Origin of the sequence: Arthrobacter sp. IK3, assembly GCF_051337705.1 — a bacterium.
GTDB lineage: Bacteria > Actinomycetota > Actinomycetes > Actinomycetales > Micrococcaceae > Arthrobacter_B > Arthrobacter_B koreensis.
Window position 1 is genome coordinate 28,156 of the sequence record NZ_JBPPSW010000013.1, and the last position, 20,363, is coordinate 48,518.

Here is a 20,363-nt window from a genome sequence, read left to right on the forward strand (position 1 = left end):
CCGTTCTGTCCTTACCTTTTCCGCAGCCGTACCCCCGGCTGAGAAAGGACGCTCGTGCTGCGAGTTATAGGCAAGCGCCTGTTAATGCTGATCCCGACCCTGATCGGCTTGTCCATCCTCCTGTTCATCTGGGTCCGCAGCCTCCCGGGCGGTCCTGCGACCGCCCTCCTGGGAGACAAGGCCACACCCGAAGCAATTGCCCGGATCAACGAGGCCTACGGTTTTGACCGTCCGCTCATCGAGCAGTACTTCACCTACGTTGGAAAACTGCTGCAGGGCGACTTCGGCGTCTCGACCGTCACCGGACGCCCGGTGCTGGAGGAGTTCGCCACCCGCTTTCCGGCCACGCTGGAACTTGCTGCCGTCGCGCTCATCTTCGCGATCGGCATCGGCATCCCGCTCGGCTACCTGGCCGCCCGGCACTACGGCCGTTTCTGGGACCATTCCTCCGTAGTGCTGTCCCTGATCGGCATTACCGTGCCCGTCTTCTTCCTTGCCTTCATCCTCAAATGGCTGTTCGCCATCCAGATCCCGCTCTTCCCTACGGACGGGCGGCAGGATCCGCGGATCAACGCCACCCATGTCACGGACTTCTACGTCCTGGACGGAATACTAACGAGGGAATGGGACGCCTCCTGGGATGCCCTGATGCACCTGGTGCTTCCCGGCATTGCCCTGGGTACCATTCCGCTGGCCATCATCGTGCGCATCACGCGCGCCTCCGTCCTGGAAGTCCAGGGCGCCGACTACGTCCGTACGGCCCGGGCCAAGGGCCTGATGGAGCGCACCATCCGGAACCGGTTCGTGCTGCGCAACGCGATGCTTCCGGTTACCACGACGGTCGGCCTGCAGACGGGCCTGCTGATCTCCGGCGCAGTGCTCACGGAGACGGTGTTCGCATTCAGCGGCGTCGGCAGGTTCCTGCGTGATGCCATCTTCAACCTGGACTATCCGGTACTGCAGGGCTTCATCATCTTTATTGCCGTGGCATATTCGCTGATCAATCTCCTGGTTGACGTTTCCTACGGCTTCATCGACCCGAGGGTGAGGGTGCAATGAGTACAGTTCTTCCACCGCCGGCAGGCGGAGCCGTCCGGCCAGACGAGCCAGCCGCTCCCGATACACGGGGCAGCGGCATGTGGCGCGATGCTTTCCGCAGGCTCCGGCGCAACCCGGCGGCAATTGCCGGTGCCGTCATTGTGGGCCTGTTCCTGCTCGTGGCCATCTTCGCCCCGATCCTTGCACCGTACGGCGGCGAGGACCTGCCCGGCCGCACCGAGATCACTCCGACGTCGATTCCCGGCCCGGGTGACATCGACGGGTATCCGCTGGGCCTGGACCGCTTCGGCGGCGATGTGCTCTCCAAGCTCATCTGGGGCGCGCGGGCTTCGCTGCTGATCGGCGTCATCTCCACCGCACTCGGCCTGGCCGGCGGGATGCTGCTCGGTGTCATTGCCGGCGGCTTCGGCGGCTGGGTGGATAACGTGATCATGCGGTTCGTGGACATCCTGCTCTCCGTCCCGAACCTGCTGCTGGCCGTGAGCATCGCGGCCGTGCTGGGACAGACACCCACGGCGGTGATGATCGCCATCGGGGTTTCGCAGGTGCCTATCTTCGCCCGGCTGCTGCGGTCTTCCATGATCAGCCAGCGCGGGGCGGACTATGTCCTCTCCGCGCAGGCCCTCGGCCTGAGCACCCGGACCATCACCATGAGCCATCTGCTGCCCAACAGCGTGGGCCCGGTGATTGTCCAGGCGACCCTGACCCTCGCCACGGCTGTGATCGACGCCGCTGCACTGTCCTTCCTGGGCCTCGGCGGCGGCAGGCCGGAAAGCGCGGAATGGGGCCGCATGCTCACCTATGCGCAGAACGAACTCGCGGTGGCACCGCAGCTCGCCTTCCTGCCGGGTATTTGCATCGCCGTCACGGCCCTGGGATTCACCCTGCTGGGTGAGTCCCTGCGGGAAGCCCTCGATCCGAAAACCAGGCGCAAATAGGCCGGTAGGGCACAGCCCGGAAACGGCAAAAGGGCCCGCATCCCCAGTCTGGGATGCGGGCCCTTTCGCTGTGGGCTAGGACGCCATTTCGTCCTGGATGTTCAGCTCATTGCCCGGTATGGAGGCGAGCAGCTTGCGCGTGTACGGGTGGCGCGGGTTCTGGAAGACTTCCTCCGACGTCGCCGCCTCCACCAGTTCACCGTCCTTCATCACGCACACGTAATCCGAGATCAGCCGCACTACGGCCAGGTCATGGCTGATGAAGAGGTAGCTCAGTCCCAGGTCCCGCTGGAGGTCTCCGAGCAGTTTGAGGATCTGGGCCTGCACCAGCACGTCCAGGGCCGAGACGGGCTCGTCACAGACAATCAGTTCCGGATTCAGCGCCAGCGCACGGGCGATCGCCACGCGCTGCCGCTGTCCGCCGGAAAGCTCAGCCGGATAGCGGCGCAGCATGGATGCCGGGAGGGCAACCTGTTCCATCAGCTCACGGACCCGTGCGGAGCGCTCCTGCCGGTTGCCGCGCTTGTACGTCTTCAGCGGCTCCTCAAGGATCCGTTCAATCGTGAACATGGGGTCCAGGGAGGAATACGGGTCCTGGAAAATCGGCTGGACCCGCTGGCGGAAATCACTCAGCCTGCCTTTCTCAAGGGTGGCGATGTCCACGCCGTCGAACGTCATTGAACCGCTCGTCGGCTCAATGAGCTTGAGCAGCATCCGCGCGGTGGTGGTCTTGCCCGAACCGGATTCTCCGACAATTGCCACGGTGCTTCCCCGCGGAATCTCCAGGCTCACGTTCTTCACCGCATGGAAGTCCCCGGATTTGCCGCGGGTCTTGTAGACCTTGCTGAGGTCACGGATTTCAACGATGTTGTCCGGAGCGGCTTCAGGGGCCGCTGTCCCGGCGGACCGGGCCGGCGTCTCCTCGACGACGGCGAGGCGCTCCTCGGCAGGCGCCACGAACGCTCCCGGACGGAGGCGGACGGCGGCGACGCTGGGAGCCGCGCTGACCAGCGACTTGGTGTACGGGTGCTGGGGATCCTCGAGGAGCTGGCGCGCCGGGCCCGTCTCGACGACTTCGCCGCGGTGCATGACCACCAGGTCCGAGGCGCGCTCCGCGGCCAGGCCAAGGTCGTGGGTAATGAGCAGCACGGAAGTACCAAGTTCATCCGTCATCCGGCCAATCTGGTCCAGGATGGTGCGCTGCACCGTGACGTCCAGGGCACTGGTAGGTTCATCCGCGATCAGCAGGCGCGGGCGGCAGGCCAGGCCAATGGCAATCAGCGCCCGCTGGCGCATGCCTCCGGAGAATTCGTGGGGGTACTGCTTGGCACGTTCAGCGGCGTCGGGCAGTCCGGCCGCGGTCAGCACCTCAATGACCTTGCGGTCCACATCCCTGGACGTCGCCATGCCGTGCACCAGGAGGGTCTCGGCAACCTGCGTGCCGATCTTCGTCACGGGGTTGAGGTTGGACATGGGGTCCTGGGGGACCAGGCCAATCGAGCGGCCCCGGATGGCACGCATCTTGGACTCGGGCAGCCCCACCAGCTCCTGCCCGTCAAAACGGATACTGCCGGAGGAGACTTTTCCGTTCCCCGGCAGCAGTCCGATCACCGCCATCGCCGTCGTCGACTTACCGGAACCGGATTCGCCCACGATGGCCAGGGTTTTCCCGGCGCCGAGGCTGAATCCGGCCTTGCGTACCGCCTGCACGGGGCCATCCATGGTTTGGAAGCCAACGGCGAGATCGGTCACTTCGAGCAGCGGAGATTCAGGGCTGGTTTCAGTCATTTCCATATCCTGCCTTACCAAAGCCCTGTTGTGAGGCAACTCTCACCCGGCTTTACCGGTTTTTTATCATTTAGACTAAGAAATCCACCGCCCAGGCCGGGATGGTGCCTGCCTCGAGGAGAACCCAGCAGCTGTGACTAAATCCGCCACGCGGCGCTCCGTGATCAAAGCTTCAGCCATTGCCGCCGCCCTTGCCCTGACCGGGTGCACCGCTGCGCGGCCGGAGGAAGAATCCCCGAGCGGATCACCCTCGGCCTCCGCTGCCGGCGTTCCAGCTGCCGCCTTCGCCTTCGCCACTGCTGCGCGGCCGTCCGGGCTCGATCCGTTCCTGGCAGTGGACACTGAGTCCCATCGGGTGACCCGGCAGATCCTGGAGACGCTCGTCGGCGTCGATCCCCTCACCTCGGCACCGGTTCCCGCACTGGCCGAAGAATGGGACGAGTCCGATGACGGTCGGACCTACGATTTCACCCTGCGCCGCGGGGTCACCTTCCACGACGGCACTGAGTTCAATGCGGAGGCGGTGTGCGCGAACTTCGACCGCTGGTACAACCTGCCCTCCGCCGCCCGGGGGCCGGAGGTGCTGATGTTCAGCTCCGTCTTCAAGGGGTTTGCCGACACGCCGGACCTTTCGGCCTTCAAGTCATGTGTTCCCACCGGTGAATTCACGTTCCGGCTGGAACTGACCACCCGCCTGCCGGGCCTCATCCCGGCCCTGGCAGCCCCGGCATTCGCCATCTCCTCCCCGGCGGCCCTTGCCGAGGGAAATGCAGACAAGCTCACTGAGGACCGTAACGGAACGCGGCTTTCGGCCTACGCCCAGCACCCGGTTGGGACCGGCCCGTTTATGTTCTCCAGCTGGGAAGAGGACGAACTTTCCCTCGTTTCCTACCCGGGCTACTGGGGAGACCAGGGGCAGATCAGCAACCTGGTGTTCCGTACGATCACCAGCCCTGAGTCTCGGCTCCGTGCGCTGAAGAACGGCGAGGTGGACGGCTATGACCTGGTGACCGTCTCCGACGTCGGCGAACTGGCCCGTGCTGGCATGCAGATCCTGCAGCGGGATCCCTACTCCATCCTGTACCTGGGCATCAACCAGAACTTCCCCGGGTTGGACGAGCCTAAGATGCGCCAGGCCATTGCCCATGCCATCGACAAGCCTGCGCTGCTGGAGGGGCTGTTCCTGAACGGGACCAAGTCGGCCAACCAGTTCCTTCCGGAGAAGCTCGGCCTGCGCTCCGAGAACGTAACCAACTACGGCCACAACCCCGAGCGTGCCAAGGAGCTTCTCGAGGAGGCGGGATACGCCGGCGAGGAACTGCCGTTCTACTACCCCCGCCGCGTCACCCGCGCCTACCTGCCCAACCCGGAGAAGGTCTACGCGGAACTCAGCCGGCAGCTGACGGCGGCAGGCTTCAATATCCGCCCGGTGCCGATGGAATGGTCCGAGGGATACCTGGAAGCAGTCTCCAAGGACGGCAACCGGGCACTGCACCTGTCCGGCCTCTCGGGCAGCTACATGGATGCGGATAATTTCATCGGCACGCTGTTCGGTTCCTACACGGAGGAATTCGGGTACGAGGACGCACAGCTCTTCACCAAGGTCGACCGCGCCCGTACGCTGGGCGACTCCGAAGAACGGGCCGAGGCCTACCGCTCAATTTCGGACCGGATTTCAACGCGGGTGCCTGCAGTTCCGCTGGCGTTTCCCATCTCTACCCTCACTGTCTCGCCTCGGGTCTCCCAGTACCCAACGTCGCCGCTGCTCAATGAGGTCTTCAATAACATCCGCCTCACGGACTAGCGTGTATGTTCGGGCCGGGGAACATCCCGGCCGGAATTTTAGTAAGCACCACCGGGAGAGATAGTCTTCTAGGGCTAGCGTCCACGTGACTGGAGATATGAAGTTGAGTGCTGAGAGCCCGGCGGAGAAGTCCGCAAACAGAACTGATGTACTGCTGATCGGCGGCGGCATCATGAGCGCGACCCTCGGGGCGTTCCTGAAGCAGCTGGCACCGGACTGGGACATTTCCCTCTATGAGCGGATGGACCGCGCCGGAACCGAGAGCTCTGATCCCTGGAACAACGCCGGCACCGGCCACGCGGCACTCTGCGAGCTGAACTACAGCCCGGCAGGTCCGGACGGCACCGTTGACCCGGCAAAGGCGATCGGCATCAACGAGCAGTTCCAGGTCTCCCGCCAGTTCTGGTCCCACCTGGTGGAAAAGGGCGATATCTCCGGCGGTTTCATCAACCCGCTGCCCCACATGAGCTTTGTCTGGGGGAACGCGCACGCGGAATACCTGCGCAAGCGCTATGAGTCCCTCAGCGCCCAGCCGCTGTTCAAGACCATGGAGTTTTCCGAGGACCACAGCAAGATTGCCGAGTGGGCTCCTCTGCTAATGCAGGGCCGTGACTCCGGCCAGCGCGTTGCAGCGTCCCGCGTCGCCGGCGGCACCGACGTCGACTTCGGTGCCCTCACCCGCGAACTCGTGAACTTCCTCGGTGCCAACGGCGCCGACCTCAACTTCGGCCACGAGGTCACCAACCTCACCCGCAACTCGGGCGGCGGCTGGGACGTGACGGTCCGCAACCGCGCCACCAAGGCTTCCAAGACGGTCTCGGCGCGCTTCGTCTTCATCGGCGGAGGCGGCGGTGCCCTGCACCTGCTGCAGCGCTCCGGCATTCCCGAAGGCAAGGGCTTTGGCGGCTTCCCCGTCTCCGGCCAGTTCCTGCGCTCCACTGACGAGTCGATCATTTCCGCCCACAACGCCAAGGTTTACGGCCAGGCATCGGTCGGTGCACCGCCCATGTCCGTCCCGCACCTCGACACCCGGTTCGTGGACGGAAAGAAGTCCCTGCTCTTCGGCCCGTACGGCGGTTTCTCCCCCAAGTTCCTCAAGAACGGTTCCCTGACCGACCTGCCGTTCTCCGTGCGCCCGCACAACTTGGTGCCGATGCTGGCCGTGGCCAAGGACAACATGTCCCTGGTGAAGTACCTCGTCACCGAGGTCCTGAAGTCCCGCGAAGGCAAGACCAAGGCGCTGCGCGAGTTCTACCCGGAGGCCGTTACCGAGGGCTGGGACCTCATCACGGCCGGCCAGCGGGTCCAGGTCATCAAGAAGGATCCGAAGAGCGGAGGCGTGCTGCAGTTCGGCACCGAGCTCATCACTTCCGCGGACGGCACCGTGGGCGCACTGCTCGGTGCCTCCCCGGGAGCTTCCACTGCCCCGCCCATCATGATCAACCTGATGAAGCGCTGCTTCCCGGCGGAGTTCCCGGGCTGGGAAGCCAAGATCAAGGAAATGATCCCCGGCTACGGCGTCAAGCTCAACGAGAATGAGTCCCTGGCAGATGAGATCATCGCCGAAACCAACCGTGTGCTGAAGCTGGCGTAGGAGCCGCAGCACTCCCTCGGTGTCCCGGACTGCAGCTGCAGTCCGGGACACCTGTGTTTAAGGCCGGCCCGGGGATTCGCCTGCCCCCTCCAGCACCGGTGCAGGCGGACGGGAGGACGTATACGCGCACGTATGATGAATCCGTCTACGAATAAAGGCAGGTTCATGGATCGTCTGGCCAAACTCTCGCTCGCCAACCGGGCGCTGATCGCCCTCATCACAGTCTTTGTAGCGGTCTTCGGCGTGATCTCGCTGAATTCCCTCAAGCAGGAGCTCATTCCCGCGCTGGAGTTCCCCCAGATCACCGTCATTACCGCTCTGCCGGGCGCTTCGCCCGAAGTCGTGGATGCACAGATCAGCGAGCCGCTCGAGGCCGCCCTCACCGCAGTCGAAGGACTGGAGTCATCCTCCGCGACGTCGCGGTCTTCAATCTCCGCCATCAACCTCACGTTTGCCTACGGTACGGACCTTGACCGTGCCCGCGGCCAGGTTGACCGTGCCATCTCCAACGCGCGCCAGTCGCTCCCGGATGACGTCAACCCGCAGTCCCTGGCGGGAAGCATCAGTGACTTCCCCATCGTCTACCTGGCCGTCTCCAGCGACACATCCCTTAGCGAGCTGAACTCCGAGCTGCAGCGGCTGACGGTTCCCCGGCTGCAGAAGATCGAGGGCGTCCGTACCGCCGAAGTGACCGGCGGATCCCAGCGGCACGTCGCGATCACCCCGGACCAGGCGGCCCTCGCGGCGCTGGGGGCATCGCCGTCGTCCATTGCCTCGGCGCTGGAGAACAGCGGCGCGCTGATCCCCGCCGGCACGGTCCAGGAGGAAAGCCGTTCGCTCTCCATCCAGGTGGGCAGCCCGCTGGATTCGCTCGAGAAGATTTCGGCGCTGCCCATCGAGGCGGAGGGCACGTCGCCGGGCGCCGCCCCGCCAACAATCGGCGACGTCGCCACGGTTGAAATCACCGACGACGAGCAGACCTCCATCACGCGCACCAACGGCGAAGCCACTCTGGCGATCTCCATCACCAAGACCCCGGCCGGAGATACCGTGGGCATCTCCCACGAGGTCCTGGACCTCATCCCCTCGCTGCAGGATGAGCTGGGTAACGGCGCGAAGTTCACCGTGATCTTCGACCAGGCCCCGTTCATTGAAAAGTCGATCTCCGACCTCACCACTGAAGGCCTGCTGGGCCTGGGCTTCGCCGTCCTGGTGATCCTTGTGTTCCTGCTCTCGGTCCGTTCCACGCTGGTGACGGCCATTTCGATTCCGCTGTCCCTGCTGGTGACCTTCATTGGCCTGCTGGCGTTCGGCTACTCGCTGAACATCCTGACCCTGGGAGCGCTGACCATCGCGATCGGCCGGGTGGTGGATGACTCGATTGTGGTCATCGAGAACATCAAGCGGCATCTTGGCTACGGCGAAGAGAAGCGCACCGCCATCCTCACGGCCATCCGCGAAGTTGCCGGAGCCGTTACCGCCTCCACGCTGACCACGGTCGCCGTTTTCGCTCCCATTGTGTTTGTGGGCGGGCTGGCGGGAGAACTGTTCCGCCCGTTTGCCGTCACCACCTCCCTGGCCCTGCTGGCCTCGCTTCTGGTGTCACTGACGATTGTTCCGGTGCTGGCCTACTGGTTCCTGAAGTCCTCCAAGCCGGTCCGCGATCCGGAGGCACACCGGGCCGAAGTCGAAGCACGGGAGCAGAAGACCTTCCTGCAGCGCGGCTACCTTCCCGTCCTCCGCGGCACGCAGCGCCACCCCGTCTACACCCTCCTCGCCGGCGTCGTGATCCTCATCGGCACGGCCGCACTCACCCCGCTCCTGCAGACCAACCTGCTGGGCGACACCGGCCAGAACACGTTCAGCGTGCGCCAGGAACTTCCGGCCGGCAGTTCGCTCCAGACCACGTCCGCTGCAGCCGAATCGGTGGAGGAAGTGCTCTCCGGCACCGAAGGCATCAAGGACGTCCAGGTCACCATGGGAACCTCGACGTCGGGAATCGCCGCGTTCACTGCCGGCGGCGCCTCGGTGGCCAACTTCACGGTCATCACCGAGCAGGACGTGGACCAGGTTGAGCTGCGTGAGACAGTCCGACGGGAGCTGGAAGAGCTGGGCGAGGAAGCCGGCGAGGTTTCCCTTGGTACCCAGGGCGGCGGCTTCGGCACGTCCAACACCGTGGACATCGAGGTTTCCGCCGGGGACCCCGCTGAACTCCAGCCCGCATCGGATGCCCTGGTGGCGGCCATGTCCGCCCTGCCGGGAGTAGCCGAGGCCACGTCCAACCTGTCCAGCGCCGAACCGGTGGTCCAGGTCACGATCGACCGAGCCAAGGCCGTAGCGGCCGGGCTGGACGAGCAGCAGGTGGCCGGCATCCTGGCCTCCACGCTGAGCCCGCTTCCAGGCGGTACCGTCCAGCTCGGTACGGAGGACCTCCCGGTGCTTATCGGTGACGGAACCGAGGTAACCACCCTGGACCAGCTCTCCGGGATTGTGGTGCCGACAGCCGGCGGGCCCGTACCGCTGAGTGACCTGGCCGTCGTCGAAGAAGTACAGGTACCGACGTCGGTCTCCTCCTCGGGAGGGGAACGCACGGCAGTTGTTTCGGTTACTCCGTCCGGTGACGACCTTGGCGGGGCAATCGCCGAGGTCCAGGCCGAGCTGGCCAACGTGGATCTGCCCACCTCGGTGACCGCAACGCTCAGCGGCGCTGCCACCCAGCAGAATGAGTCCTTCACCCAGCTGGGCCTGGCGCTGCTCGCGGCTATCGCGATCGTCTACGTGATCATGGTTGCTACCTTCAAGTCCCTTATCCAGCCGCTCATCCTGCTGGTCTCAGTGCCCTTTGCAGCTACCGGCGCGATCATTGCCCTCCTCATTGCGAACGTGCCGCTGGGCCTGCCCTCCCTGGTGGGCCTGCTCATGCTGGTGGGGATCGTGGTGACCAACGCTATTGTGCTGATGGACCTCATCAACCAGTACCGCAGGCCACAGGGGCGCGAAGCCGGCATGAACGTGCGGGAGGCGATCGTCCGCGGTGCCCGGCAGCGCCTGCGTCCCATCCTCATGACGGCGCTGGCCACCATCCTGGCGCTGACGCCGATGGCACTGGGCGTCACGGGCGAAGGCGGATTCATTTCCCGGCCGCTGGCGATCGTCGTCATTGGAGGCCTGATCTCCTCCACGGCGCTCACCCTGGTCCTGGTGCCCGTCCTCTACCAGCTGGTTGAAGGGCCCCGGGAACGCCGGGCCAGGGCACGGGAAGAGCGGGCCGAACGTGAGCGCCTCGAGGCAGAAGCTGCCGGCTGACCCTTAGCCTTGGAACCGACGGCAGTGCCGGACCCCTGCGGGTGCCGGCACTGACGGGTTTAACGGACCGGAACCGGGGGAATGAAATTCGGGGGCTACCTGTTGTAGACTCACAGTAGATGCAAATGCATCTACCTTCCCCGGGGCCAGCTGCCGCCGGGAAAGCGCTGCAACAGGAGGACACCATGCAGATCGGCGTATTCAGCGTCAGCGACATCACCCGCGACCCGGTTACCGGCCGGATGCCCACGGAAGGCGAGCGCATCAAAGCCGCGGTTGCCATCGCCCGCAAGGTCGAAGAGATCGGCATGGATGTCTACGCCACCGGCGAGCACCACAACCCGCCGTTCTACGCCTCCTCCCCCACTACGCTGCTTGGCTACATCGCCGCCCAGACCGAGAGGATCATCCTCTCCACCGCCACCACGCTGATCACCACGAATGATCCGGTGAAGATCGCCGAGGACTTCGCGATGCTGCAGCATCTCTCCGACGGCCGCACCGACCTGGTTCTGGGCAGGGGCAACACGGCCCCCGTGTACCCCTGGTTCGGCAAGAGCCCGCAGGATTCAGTGGACCTCACGGTGGAGAATTACAACCTGCTCCGCCAGTTGTGGGACAAGGAAACCGTTAACTGGCAGGGCAAGTTCCGCACCCCGCTGCAGAACTTCACCTCCACTCCCCGGCCGCTCGACGGCGTCGCGCCCTTCGTCTGGCACGGTTCAATCCGTACGCCCCAGGTCGCTGAAATTGCCGCCTACTTCGGCGACGGCTTCTTCGCCAACAACATCTTCTGGCCGAAGGAGCACTACATGCAGCTGATCGGCCTGTACCGCGAGCGCTACGAGCACTACGGCCACGGTTCAGCCGACCAGGCGATCGTGGGCCTTGGCGGACAGTTCTTCATGCGGAAGAACTCCCAGGACGCAGTGAACGAATTCCGCCCGTACTTCGACAACGCCCCCGTATACGGCCACGGCCCCTCGATGGAGGACTTCACGGCACAGACCCCGCTGACGGTGGGAAGCCCGCAGGAGGTCCTGGAGAAGACGCTCACCTTCCAGGAGTACTTCGGGGACTACCAGCGCCAGCTCTTCCTCATTGACCACGCCGGCCTGCCGCTGAAGACCGTGCTGGAGCAGCTGGATCTCTTCGGCGAGTACGTGCTGCCCGAGCTTCGCCGGGAACTTGACTCCCGCCGTCCGGCGCACGTGCCGGACGGACCCACCCACGCCGGACGAGTGGCGGCTCGCGAGGACTCGGTGTCCGCTTCCACCCCGGTAACTTCAGTAGGCTAAAGGCATGAGTTCCGAGACCATCCACGCAACCACCGTCAAAGAAACCGCCGAGGCGTGGGAATCCCTGTTCCGGGCACAGGTGGGCGTCATGCGCCGGCTGCAGCGCGACCCGGAGTTCAAGGAACTCACCATGCGCGAGTATGACGTGCTCTTCAACCTGAGCCGCTGCCCCACCGGCTGGACCCGCCTCAATGAGCTCAACGAGCATCTGCTGATCAGTCAGCCCAGCCTCTCCCGGATGGTGGAGCGGCTGGAGAACAAGGGACTGGTCCAGCGCCGGCCTGCCCGGAAGGACCAGCGGGGTGTTGAGCTGTCCCTGACGGAAGAAGGCCGGGCGGTGCAGAAGCGCCTGGGCCGGATCCATGTCCGGGGTATCCACGACCTCCTGGCTCCGGCGCTGACGGGCCAGGAACTGGCTCAGGTCAAGGAACTCATGGACAAGCTCCTGGCCGGCTTGAACTCCGAGGGGCCGGTCAGCGCCGACGGGCGGCAGGCAGGGGCCTAGGCCTCCGCCTGACCAGGGGGCTGTGGCCAGGCTACCTGGCTGCCGTGTCCCCGGCCCCGGCGCCGCTGTTCCCGGCAATCCCGCTTTCCGGAAGAATCGGCGGATCAGCAAAGGCCAGCCGGGGAACCAGCAGCAGCGCGGCCGCAGCGGCGAACGCCGTCACGGAGCAGACCGCCCACACCGTGAGATAACCGGACAAGGGTGCCGCCGTCGCAGCGCCGGCCACTGTGCCTAGTGACTCACCGGCCGCGCTGAGCAGCGCAATCCCAAACACCGCCGAGGCAAAGGACCCGCCAATCGTCTTGGTGGTGTTGGTGAGCCCCGTTGCCATACCGGTCCGGTTCAGCGGTGCAGCCGCGGCGGCAGCGGAAGGCAGCGCTGCCACCAGCGCACCCGAGCCCAGGCCCGCAATCACCATGTTGGTCAGTGTCTGGGCCAGGGAATCGTGGAACGGCAGGAACAGTCCGTACCCAATGCCAACCACTGCTGCCGCCCCGGACAGGGTTATCCGTGGAGTGCTCAGCTTCGCGGCCAGCGGGAACAGCAGCGCACCCGCCAGCACGGACAGGACGTACGCTCCAATGATCAGCGACACGGATCCGGCTTCCAGCCCCAGCCCGTAGCCGTGCACGTCCCGGTCTGTCCGGGCGAAAGTCGACATGGGCGCCTGGGCGCCCAGCACGGAGATGCCGAACAGGCCGGCTGTCAGCTGGACGGGCCACATGGTGGGCGCACACAGCATGCGGATGTCCACCAGCGGCTCGTCGAGGCGGAGCTGGTAGCGCACGAACGGAATGAACGCCGCAAGGCCGGCAGCCAGCACGGCCCAGACCCACCACGTTCCGGGACCGTTGATGCGCAGGAACGTGAGCCCGGAAGTGAGCAGCAGCAGCCCAACAGCCAGCAGGGCGAAGCCCCGCACGTCCAGGGCGCCGCTGGCTTTCAGTCCTGACTCGGGTACGCCGAACCGGATGGTGAGGATGCAGAGGGTGGCCGCTGCGGCAGGAACCATCAGGGTAAGCCGCAGGTCGCCTCCGAAGACGTCCACCAGTGCACCGGCGGCGAGCGCCCCGGCGATGACGCCGAACTGCAGCCCGCCCACCAGCACTCCGGCTGCCTTGCGGGTTACCGCCGCCCGGTTAGGGGCCGACGCCGCCCGCGCGAAAATGAGCGCGACTTCCAACGGCAGCCACACCACGTAGAACCCCTGCAGGGACCACGCCACGAGGAAGGTCCAAAAGTCCGGTGCGAAGGCTACGCCCCAGGAGGCTGCCGCCGTCAGCACGGTGGAAACCAGCAGGATGCGTTTATGTCCGTACATGTCCCCCAGCCGTGCCAGGACAGGCACGGCCAGGGCACTGAACATCAGCTGCGCCGCCTCGAACCAGTTGACGTCGCCGTCGGCAATCCCGAGGTTGCGGGCAATGTCGGTGAGGATCGGAGTGTAGTACCCCTGCAGGATTCCGCTGGTGATCTCGACAAGCACCAGGAAGAACACAATGGGACCGAGGGCGCGCATCAGGGCACTAGCCCCTGGAGCAGGCGCCGGTAGAACGTAATACCCTCACCGAACGTCTGGATGGAAAGCTTCTCGTTATCCGCATGGATGGATGCTCTCGCCGCCTTGTCCATGCGGAACGGTGCAAAGCGGTAGACCGCGTCGCTGATCGCAGTGAAACGGCGTGCGTCTGTTCCGCCGAGCATGATGTAGGGCGCGGCGATGGCATCCGGGAACACCTCGCGGACCGCCTCCTCCAGCGCGGCGAACTGCGCGTTCGACGTCGAGGAGACCGGGGACGGTTCGCTGCCTTCCACCACCCGCAGCGAGACTCTACGGTCCCGCACCGTACGCCGCATCCGTGCCAGCACGGAGTCGATGCTCTCTCCCGGTGCGATCCGGACGTTCGCGTTGGCGGTAGCCCGCGTGGGCAGGACGTTGGCGGCCTTTGAACCAGCCAGCTGTGTGAGGGCCACGGTGGTGCGGGCCAGGGCATTGGGCTCTCCGCCCAGGGCACTGAAAACCCGGGTCAGCGGACGCCGCAGGGCACCGGCACGGGCAAACAGTGCCGCCGGCAGCGGGGATGCCCCGGCCGCCAGCCGCCCCAGCATTTCGATGGTGACGGGGTGCAGGGAGGCGGGAAAAGGCCTGCGGTCCAGGCGTACGACGGCGCGTGCCAGCCGGGCAGCGGCCCCGAGACGGTTGGGCGTGGACGCATGGCCTCCCGGGTCATCGACTGAGAGTTCAACATCGAGGATGCCCTTTTCGGAGACGCCGATGACGGCGACCGGCGCTTTGACGAACGGGAAGGCCTGGCCGGCGACGGCCCCGCCCTCATCGAGTACCAGCCACGGGCGCACGCCGCGGTCCTGCAGGAGCGCTGCGGCCCGGGCTGCGGTGTCACCGGCGGTCTCCTCGTTGTCCCCGAAGGACAGCCAAACGGTACGGGCAGGGGTGAACCCTTCCTCAAGCAGGGTCTCGACGGCTTCCAGGATCGCCGCCAGCGACCCCTTGTCATCGAGTGCCCCGCGGCCGTGGATGCATCCGTCAGCCAGGACACCGGCAAAGGGCGGGTGCTCCCAGGTCGAATCGTCCTGGACCGGCACCACGTCGTAGTGCGCCATCAGCACCACCGGATCGAGTGTCTCTTCCCTGCCGGGCCAGCGGAACAGGAGTCCGCCGCCGACTTCCTCGCGGGTCAGATGCTCGTGGACCAGCGGGAAGAGGACGGTGAGTTCGCCGCGGAACCGGGCGAACTCGGCGTCGTCCACTTCCTCCGGTATGCGGGACGAAACCGTGCGGCAGGCGATGAGCCGGGACAGCTTGGGAGCCGCGGCTTCTCCCCTGTCCGCTGGCCGCAGTCCGGCCGGGGATGTGATGTGCATTACTGCAGTGTAGGACTGCGGTGTTACCGGCAGGTTTTGCGACGCAATGCTACGTGCCACCGTTTCGGCGGTAGCTAATCAGGGCAGGTGATGGGGCGCTGCGCCTAGCTGCGGGTCCCGGCTGGACCCGCCAGCCTCCGAACCCGTTCCACGGCGCCGCTGAGGGCCCGCGCGGCCAGTGCAACCTCGCTTTCCCGAACCGACGGCGGAAAACTGAGGCGGACCGCAGTCTGCGCGGTTTCCCTGTCCATCCCCATGGCGGTCAGCACTGCGGAGGGCTCATCCGAACCTGCCGCGCACGCCGAGCCGGAGGAACAGAGCACCCCTGCCCGCTCAGCTTCCAGCAGGACAGACTCGCCGCTGGTTCCGGGGAAGCAGAAGGAAGCATGCCCGGGCAGCCTGTCCGTCCGGTGACCGGTCAGCAGGGCTCCGGGCACTGAGTCCAGGACCGTCTCAATGAGGTAGTCGCGCAGTTTTGCGGCACGGGGTGCGGCTGCCTGGCGTTCCTGGTCTGCGAGCTTCAAGGCCGTAGCCATGGCAACCGCACCGGCAACGTTCTCGGTCCCTGACCGGCGGCCGCGTTCCTGGCCGCCGCCGTGAAGCAGCGGTTCAAGGGGCAGGACACCGCGGACGTACAGCACGCCGCAACCCTTGGGTGCGCCAAGCTTGTGGCCGGAAATGCTCATCGCGTCGATTCCCGTACCGGTTACGGAGACCGGCAGCCAGCCGGCGGCCTGCACTGCGTCCGTGTGGAACGGTATGCCGCGGGCCCGGCACGCGGCGGCGATCTCCGCGACCGGCTGGAGTGTTCCCACCTCGTTGTTGGCCGTCATGATGGTGCACAGGGTGGTGTCATGTGTCAGCGCCGCTTCCACCGCGGCAGCATCCACCAGTCCCGTTCCGTCTACCGGGACCAGGGTGATGCGGAAGCCATGGAAGCGCTGCAGGTAGGCCAGGGACTCCAGCACGGCCGGATGCTCGACGGCGCTGGAGACAATGTGCCGTCCCTGCGGCGAGGCCAGTGCCACACCCTTGATGGCCAGGTTGTCCGCCTCGGTGCCGCCGGATGTGAAGACAATGTCTCCTGGCCGGACGCCGAGCACGTCCGCAGCGGTGCGCCGGGCATAGTCCAGGGCGCGGGCCGCCGTCTCACCCGCCGAATGTGTGCTGGAGGGGTTGCCGAAATCGCTGGTGTACAGGGGCGCCAGCGCCGCCAGCACTTCGGGCCGGACCGGTGTGGTGGCTGCGGCGTCGAAGTAGATCATGCGCGGATGTCCAGGCCCAGGTCCAGCGCACGGACACTGTGGGTCAGGGCGCCGGCGGAGATGATGTCCACGCCCGTGGCCGCAATCGCGGCCACGGTGTCCAGCCGGACGTTGCCGCTGGCCTCGGCCAGCGCCCGTCCGTCGATGGCCTCCACCCCGCGGCGCAGGTCTTCGATGCTGAAGTTATCCAGCAGTACCGTGTCCGCTCCGCCGGCCAGCACAGCTTCGATCTGTTCCAGGGAATCCACTTCCACCTCGAAATGCACGGTGTGGGAGAGCCCGTCCTTGGCCTGGCGGAGTGCGGATGCCAGGTCTGCACCGGATGCGGCCAGGACGGCCAGGTGGTTGTCCTTTGCCATGACTGCGTCGGACAGCGAATAGCGGTGGTTGAACCCGCCTCCGCAGCGCACTGCGTAGCGTTCGAGCGCCCGCAGCCCCGGGGTTGTCTTGCGGGTGTCGGCGATGCGCGCGCCGGTGCCTTCGGTTTCGGCAACGAAGCGGGCCGTCAGGGTGGCGATCCCGGAGAGCCGCTGGGCAAGGTTCAGGGCCACCCGTTCGGCGGCGAGGATGGTCCTGGCCGGCCCGCTGATTTCGGCGAGGATTCCTCCGGCATCGAACCGCTCGCCGTCACGGACCAGGCTGATCACTGCCGCGCCGGGGCCGGCGAGCCGAAACGCGGCCTCGATGACCTGCGTGCCGCAGAAGATGCCCTCTTCCCTGGCGGTCAGGAAGGCAGTGGCGTCGGCGTCCTCGGGGATCAGGGCAAGCGACGTGAGGTCTCCCCACGGTGCATCCTCTGCGAGCGCAGCCGCGACCACGTGGTCAACCGCGGGGCCGGGAACGGGCAGCGGTGACGCCCCGGCGTTTGGCGGCAGCGGTTTGGGCGAGGGGGTTTCAGTCGGCGGCAGGGTATTCGTCATCTGGGTATTTCCGTTCTTGGGTCAGGCAAATTCCGGGAGCGGGACGGTGCCCGGGCGATGGATGGCAGGTGCAGCCGGTGTTCCGGGCACCCCCTGCGGAGCGTCGGTGCGGAAATGCGCGCCGATCGATACACTCCTGCGCAGCGCGGCTCCAACGACCAGCCGGGCGCAGGTGAGCAGGTTGGCGTCTTCGAGGGCCCTGATGTGTCCTTCCCTGCCGGAAAGAACCGGCAGGGCGCCGTCGAGCACGCCTGCTGCCTCGCGCAGTCCGGCCGCACTGCGCAGCACCCCGGCTTTCTCCCACATCAGGGACTGCAGGGCGGTGCGCCCGAACGGCTGCGTTCCGGACGGGGCTTCCAGCGCGTGCTGGGAGGACGGGGAGGACGCCGTCCCGGAACAGGGAGTGCCGGCGGCCTCCGGGACTCGGCGGATTCCCGCCCACAGCCCCGCGGGTGTCCCGGCGTCCCACGCCCGTCCGGCGTCCGGCGCAGTGCAGGCCGCAGCAGCTCTGGCTCCAAAGACCAGGCCTTCCAGCAGGGAGTTCGAGGCAAGCCGGTTGGCTCCGTGGACTCCGGTACAGGCAGCCTCTCCCGCCGCGTAGAGCCCTGGAACGGAGGTCCGGCCGGACAGGTCCGTGGCAACGCCGCCCATCCAGTAGTGTGCTGCCGGCACTACCGGCAGCAGTTCGCGTTCCCAGTCGAATCCGTGTGCGGCGGTGACCTCGGCCAGGCCCGGGAATCGGCTGGCCAGGAATCCGGGCCCCCGGCGCCGGGCCACCCCGGTGGCATCCAGCCAGACGGTGTCCTCCCCCGTGCCCTCCCCCGTGCCTTCCCCCGCGCCCTCCCCCGTGGCCGCCAGGTGCCGGACGATCGAACGGGAGACGACGTCGCGCGGCGCCAGCTCGGCGTCGCGGTGGTAGCCGGTCATGAACCTGCCGCCCCGGCTGTCGCGGAGCACCGCGCCCTCACCGCGGACCGCTTCGGAAATCAGCGGGGTGCCGGGTACGGCGAGCGCCGTGGGATGGAACTGGAAGAACTCCTCGTCCCTCGTTGCCGCCCCCGCTCGCCGGGCCAGGGCAATTCCGTCTCCAGTGGAACCGGCAGGGTTGGTGGTGTGCCGGTAGAGTTCGCCTGCTCCGCCCGTTGCCAGGACAACGGCGTCCACGGCGAGCCGCTGCCCGCGCCCCTCTGTCAGGACCTCCAGCCCGGAGACACTGCCACCGGTGAGAACCACGCGAACGGCGAACGCGTTCTCCAGGATGGTGATCCGGGGATGCGGGCGCACAGCCGCAATGAGTGCCGCGGCGATGCCCGCACCGGTGGCGTCCCCGCCAATGTGCAGGATCCGCCGGGCCGTATGGGCGGCTTCCCGGGCAAGCGCCGGTGACCCGTCGGGATTGGCATCGAAGGTAGTGCCGAGCTTTTGCAGGCGCCGGATGTGGGCTCCGGCTTCCCGGCAGAGCGCTGTGGCAGCGGCACGATTTCCTGTCCAGGCGCCCGCCGACAGGGTGTCCTCGCAGTGGGAGGCCGGCGTGTCCCCGCTGGAGGACTCCATGACAGCGGCGATTCCTCCCTGTGCGTGCCAGGTGCTGCTGTGCTGCAGCGCGGACTTGGACACCAGCAGCACCGGGGTGTGCTGCTCCGCTGCGCAGAGCGCCGCGTACAGGCCGGCGATCCCGCTGCCAACAACGGCGATGCTCAAGGCCGGACCGCCAGCATCCGTTCCAGGGCCATGCGGGCGGCGGCCGCTGCCGCGTCCGGCACGGCGATCCGGTTGCGGACCTCTCCGGACATGAGTCCCTCAAGCACCCAGGCGAGGTAGCCGGGATGGATGCGGTACATGGTGGAGCATGGGCAGATGACCGGGTCGAGGCAGAAGATAGTGTGTTCCGGATGCTGTGCAGCCAGCCGGTTCACCATGTTGATTTCGGTACCTATAGCGAAGGTGCTTCCGGCGGGCGCCGCGGCTATGGCTTTCTGGATGTAGTCCGTGGAGCCGGATTCGTCAGCGGCATCCACGACGGGCATGGGGCATTCGGGATGCACAATCACCCGGACACCGGGGTGGTCGGCCCTGGCCTGCTCTATCTGTCCTACTGTGAAGCGCTTGTGCACGGAGCAGAACCCGTTCCAGAGCAGGACCTTCGCCTGCAGCAGGCGTTCCGGAGTGTTTCCGCCCAGCGGGAGGCGCGGATTCCACAGGGGCATGGCTTCCAGCGGAATTCCCATGGCCTTGGCGGTATTGCGGCCCAGGTGCTGGTCCGGGAAGAAGAGGACCCGCTGGCCCCGTTCGAATGCCCATTCCAGCACAGACGCGGCGTTGGAGGATGTGCAGACAATGCCGCCGTTTTCTCCGCAGAAGGCTTTCAGTGCGGCTGAGGAGTTCATGTAGGTCACCGGGATGACCGGCTGCTTCCCGCCGCTTTCCGGTGCCCTCCCGTACAGCATGGTGAGCTGCTCCCAGCATTCGGCGACCGAATCGGCGTCGGCCATATCTGCCATGGAACAACCTGCGGCAAGGTTCGGCAGCACCACCGCCTGGTCCGGGCCGGAGAGCAGGTCCGCTGTTTCCGCCATGAAGTGGACGCCGCAGAACACGATAGCTTCGGCCTCCGGACGGCTCCTGGCTGCGCGGGCCAGCTGGAAGGAGTCCCCCACAAAGTCTGCATGCCGCACCACCTCGTCCCGCTGGTAGAAGTGCCCGAGTATCACCACACGGCTGCCCAGTGCGGCCTTGGCACGAAGGATCCGCTCGTCCAGCTCCGCCGTGCCCGCCTCGCGGTACTCGGCCGGAAGTTCCCCTTGGCGCGGTGTTCCGGCGGGGACCGGATCCGCGAGGGACGCGCCGGGCCCGTATCCAGGAACCGTGTCGAAGGACCAGGGGTCGGCGGCAAGGCCGGGGGTGCAGGTGGCGGCGGCACGTGCCTGGGCCTGGGCGGGTCCGGAAAGCAGGGCGATCCTCGTGGCTACGCTGCCGCCGGGGACCGGAACCGTTTCAGTCATG

At 66.4% G+C, this 20,363-nt stretch carries 14 protein-coding genes; 7 read left to right on the top strand and 7 right to left on the bottom strand.

The window, feature by feature from the left end; translation table 11 throughout:
- Positions 1–54 precede the first annotated feature (54 nt).
- Both ACSLGO_RS16080 and ACSLGO_RS16085 read left to right on the top strand, forming a co-directional pair.
- Positions 55–1,059 carry an ABC transporter permease gene (locus tag ACSLGO_RS16080; protein ID WP_091603625.1) on the top strand — a complete coding sequence of 335 codons (1,005 nt, stop codon included), beginning with the start codon at positions 55–57 and terminating at the stop codon, positions 1,057–1,059.
- A complete protein-coding gene (locus ACSLGO_RS16085) occupies positions 1,056–1,997 on the top strand; it encodes an ABC transporter permease (RefSeq protein WP_152273486.1) in 942 nt (313 codons plus the stop codon). The genes ACSLGO_RS16080 and ACSLGO_RS16085 overlap by 4 nt, the downstream gene beginning before the upstream one ends.
- 75 nt (positions 1,998–2,072) lie before the next feature.
- Here ACSLGO_RS16085 and ACSLGO_RS16090 read toward each other — a convergent pair whose 3' ends face one another.
- Positions 2,073–3,785, bottom strand: a complete 1,713-nt coding sequence (locus ACSLGO_RS16090) for an ABC transporter ATP-binding protein (protein ID WP_436401480.1) — start codon at positions 3,783–3,785, stop codon at positions 2,073–2,075.
- Positions 3,786–3,918: 133 nt separating this feature from the next.
- Between ACSLGO_RS16090 and ACSLGO_RS16095 the strand changes: the two genes are divergently transcribed.
- From ACSLGO_RS16095 to ACSLGO_RS16115, 5 genes are all read left to right on the top strand, one after another.
- A complete protein-coding gene (locus ACSLGO_RS16095; protein ID WP_387004795.1) occupies positions 3,919–5,589 on the top strand; it encodes an ABC transporter substrate-binding protein in 1,671 nt (556 codons plus the stop codon).
- A gap of 97 nt (positions 5,590–5,686) precedes the next feature.
- Positions 5,687–7,183 carry a malate:quinone oxidoreductase gene (locus ACSLGO_RS16100; RefSeq protein WP_263127111.1) on the top strand — a complete coding sequence of 499 codons (1,497 nt, stop codon included), beginning with the start codon at positions 5,687–5,689 and terminating at the stop codon, positions 7,181–7,183.
- 165 nt (positions 7,184–7,348) lie between these two features.
- Complete coding sequence (locus ACSLGO_RS16105; protein WP_436401481.1) at positions 7,349–10,489, top strand: efflux RND transporter permease subunit; 3,141 nt, start codon at positions 7,349–7,351, stop codon at positions 10,487–10,489.
- Positions 10,490–10,674: 185 nt separating this feature from the next.
- Positions 10,675–11,787: an LLM class flavin-dependent oxidoreductase gene (locus ACSLGO_RS16110; protein ID WP_091603609.1), complete on the top strand. Its 1,113-nt coding sequence runs from the start codon at positions 10,675–10,677 to the stop codon at positions 11,785–11,787.
- 4 nt (positions 11,788–11,791) lie between these two features.
- Entirely contained in the window at positions 11,792–12,292 is a 501-nt protein-coding gene (locus ACSLGO_RS16115; RefSeq protein WP_091603606.1) for a MarR family winged helix-turn-helix transcriptional regulator, read from the top strand.
- 31 nt (positions 12,293–12,323) lie between these two features.
- On the opposite strand, the gene ACSLGO_RS16120 is transcribed toward ACSLGO_RS16115, so the two are convergent.
- The 6 genes from ACSLGO_RS16120 to nadA all read right to left on the bottom strand — a co-directional run bounded on the left by ACSLGO_RS16120 (position 12,324) and on the right by nadA (position 20,362).
- Entirely contained in the window at positions 12,324–13,811 is a 1,488-nt protein-coding gene (locus ACSLGO_RS16120) for an MFS transporter (RefSeq protein WP_436401482.1), read from the bottom strand.
- Positions 13,811–15,175 carry a M20/M25/M40 family metallo-hydrolase gene (locus ACSLGO_RS16125; protein WP_387004790.1) on the bottom strand — a complete coding sequence of 455 codons (1,365 nt, stop codon included), beginning with the start codon at positions 15,173–15,175 and terminating at the stop codon, positions 13,811–13,813. Before ACSLGO_RS16125 ends, ACSLGO_RS16120 begins: the two co-directional genes overlap by 1 nt.
- Before the next feature lie 104 nt (positions 15,176–15,279).
- On the bottom strand, positions 15,280–16,440 hold the full coding sequence (locus tag ACSLGO_RS16130; protein WP_436401483.1) for a cysteine desulfurase family protein: 1,161 nt from the start codon (positions 16,438–16,440) through the stop codon (positions 15,280–15,282).
- Positions 16,437–17,360: a carboxylating nicotinate-nucleotide diphosphorylase gene (nadC, locus tag ACSLGO_RS16135; RefSeq protein ID WP_091603593.1), complete on the bottom strand. Its 924-nt coding sequence runs from the start codon at positions 17,358–17,360 to the stop codon at positions 16,437–16,439. The genes ACSLGO_RS16130 and nadC overlap by 4 nt, the downstream gene beginning before the upstream one ends.
- 21 nt (positions 17,361–17,381) lie before the next feature.
- On the bottom strand, positions 17,382–19,061 hold the full coding sequence (locus tag ACSLGO_RS16140; RefSeq protein WP_436401484.1) for an L-aspartate oxidase: 1,680 nt from the start codon (positions 19,059–19,061) through the stop codon (positions 17,382–17,384).
- Positions 19,058–20,362: a quinolinate synthase NadA gene (gene nadA / locus ACSLGO_RS16145; RefSeq protein ID WP_436401485.1), complete on the bottom strand. Its 1,305-nt coding sequence runs from the start codon at positions 20,360–20,362 to the stop codon at positions 19,058–19,060. Before nadA ends, ACSLGO_RS16140 begins: the two co-directional genes overlap by 4 nt.
- Position 20,363 lies beyond the last annotated feature (1 nt).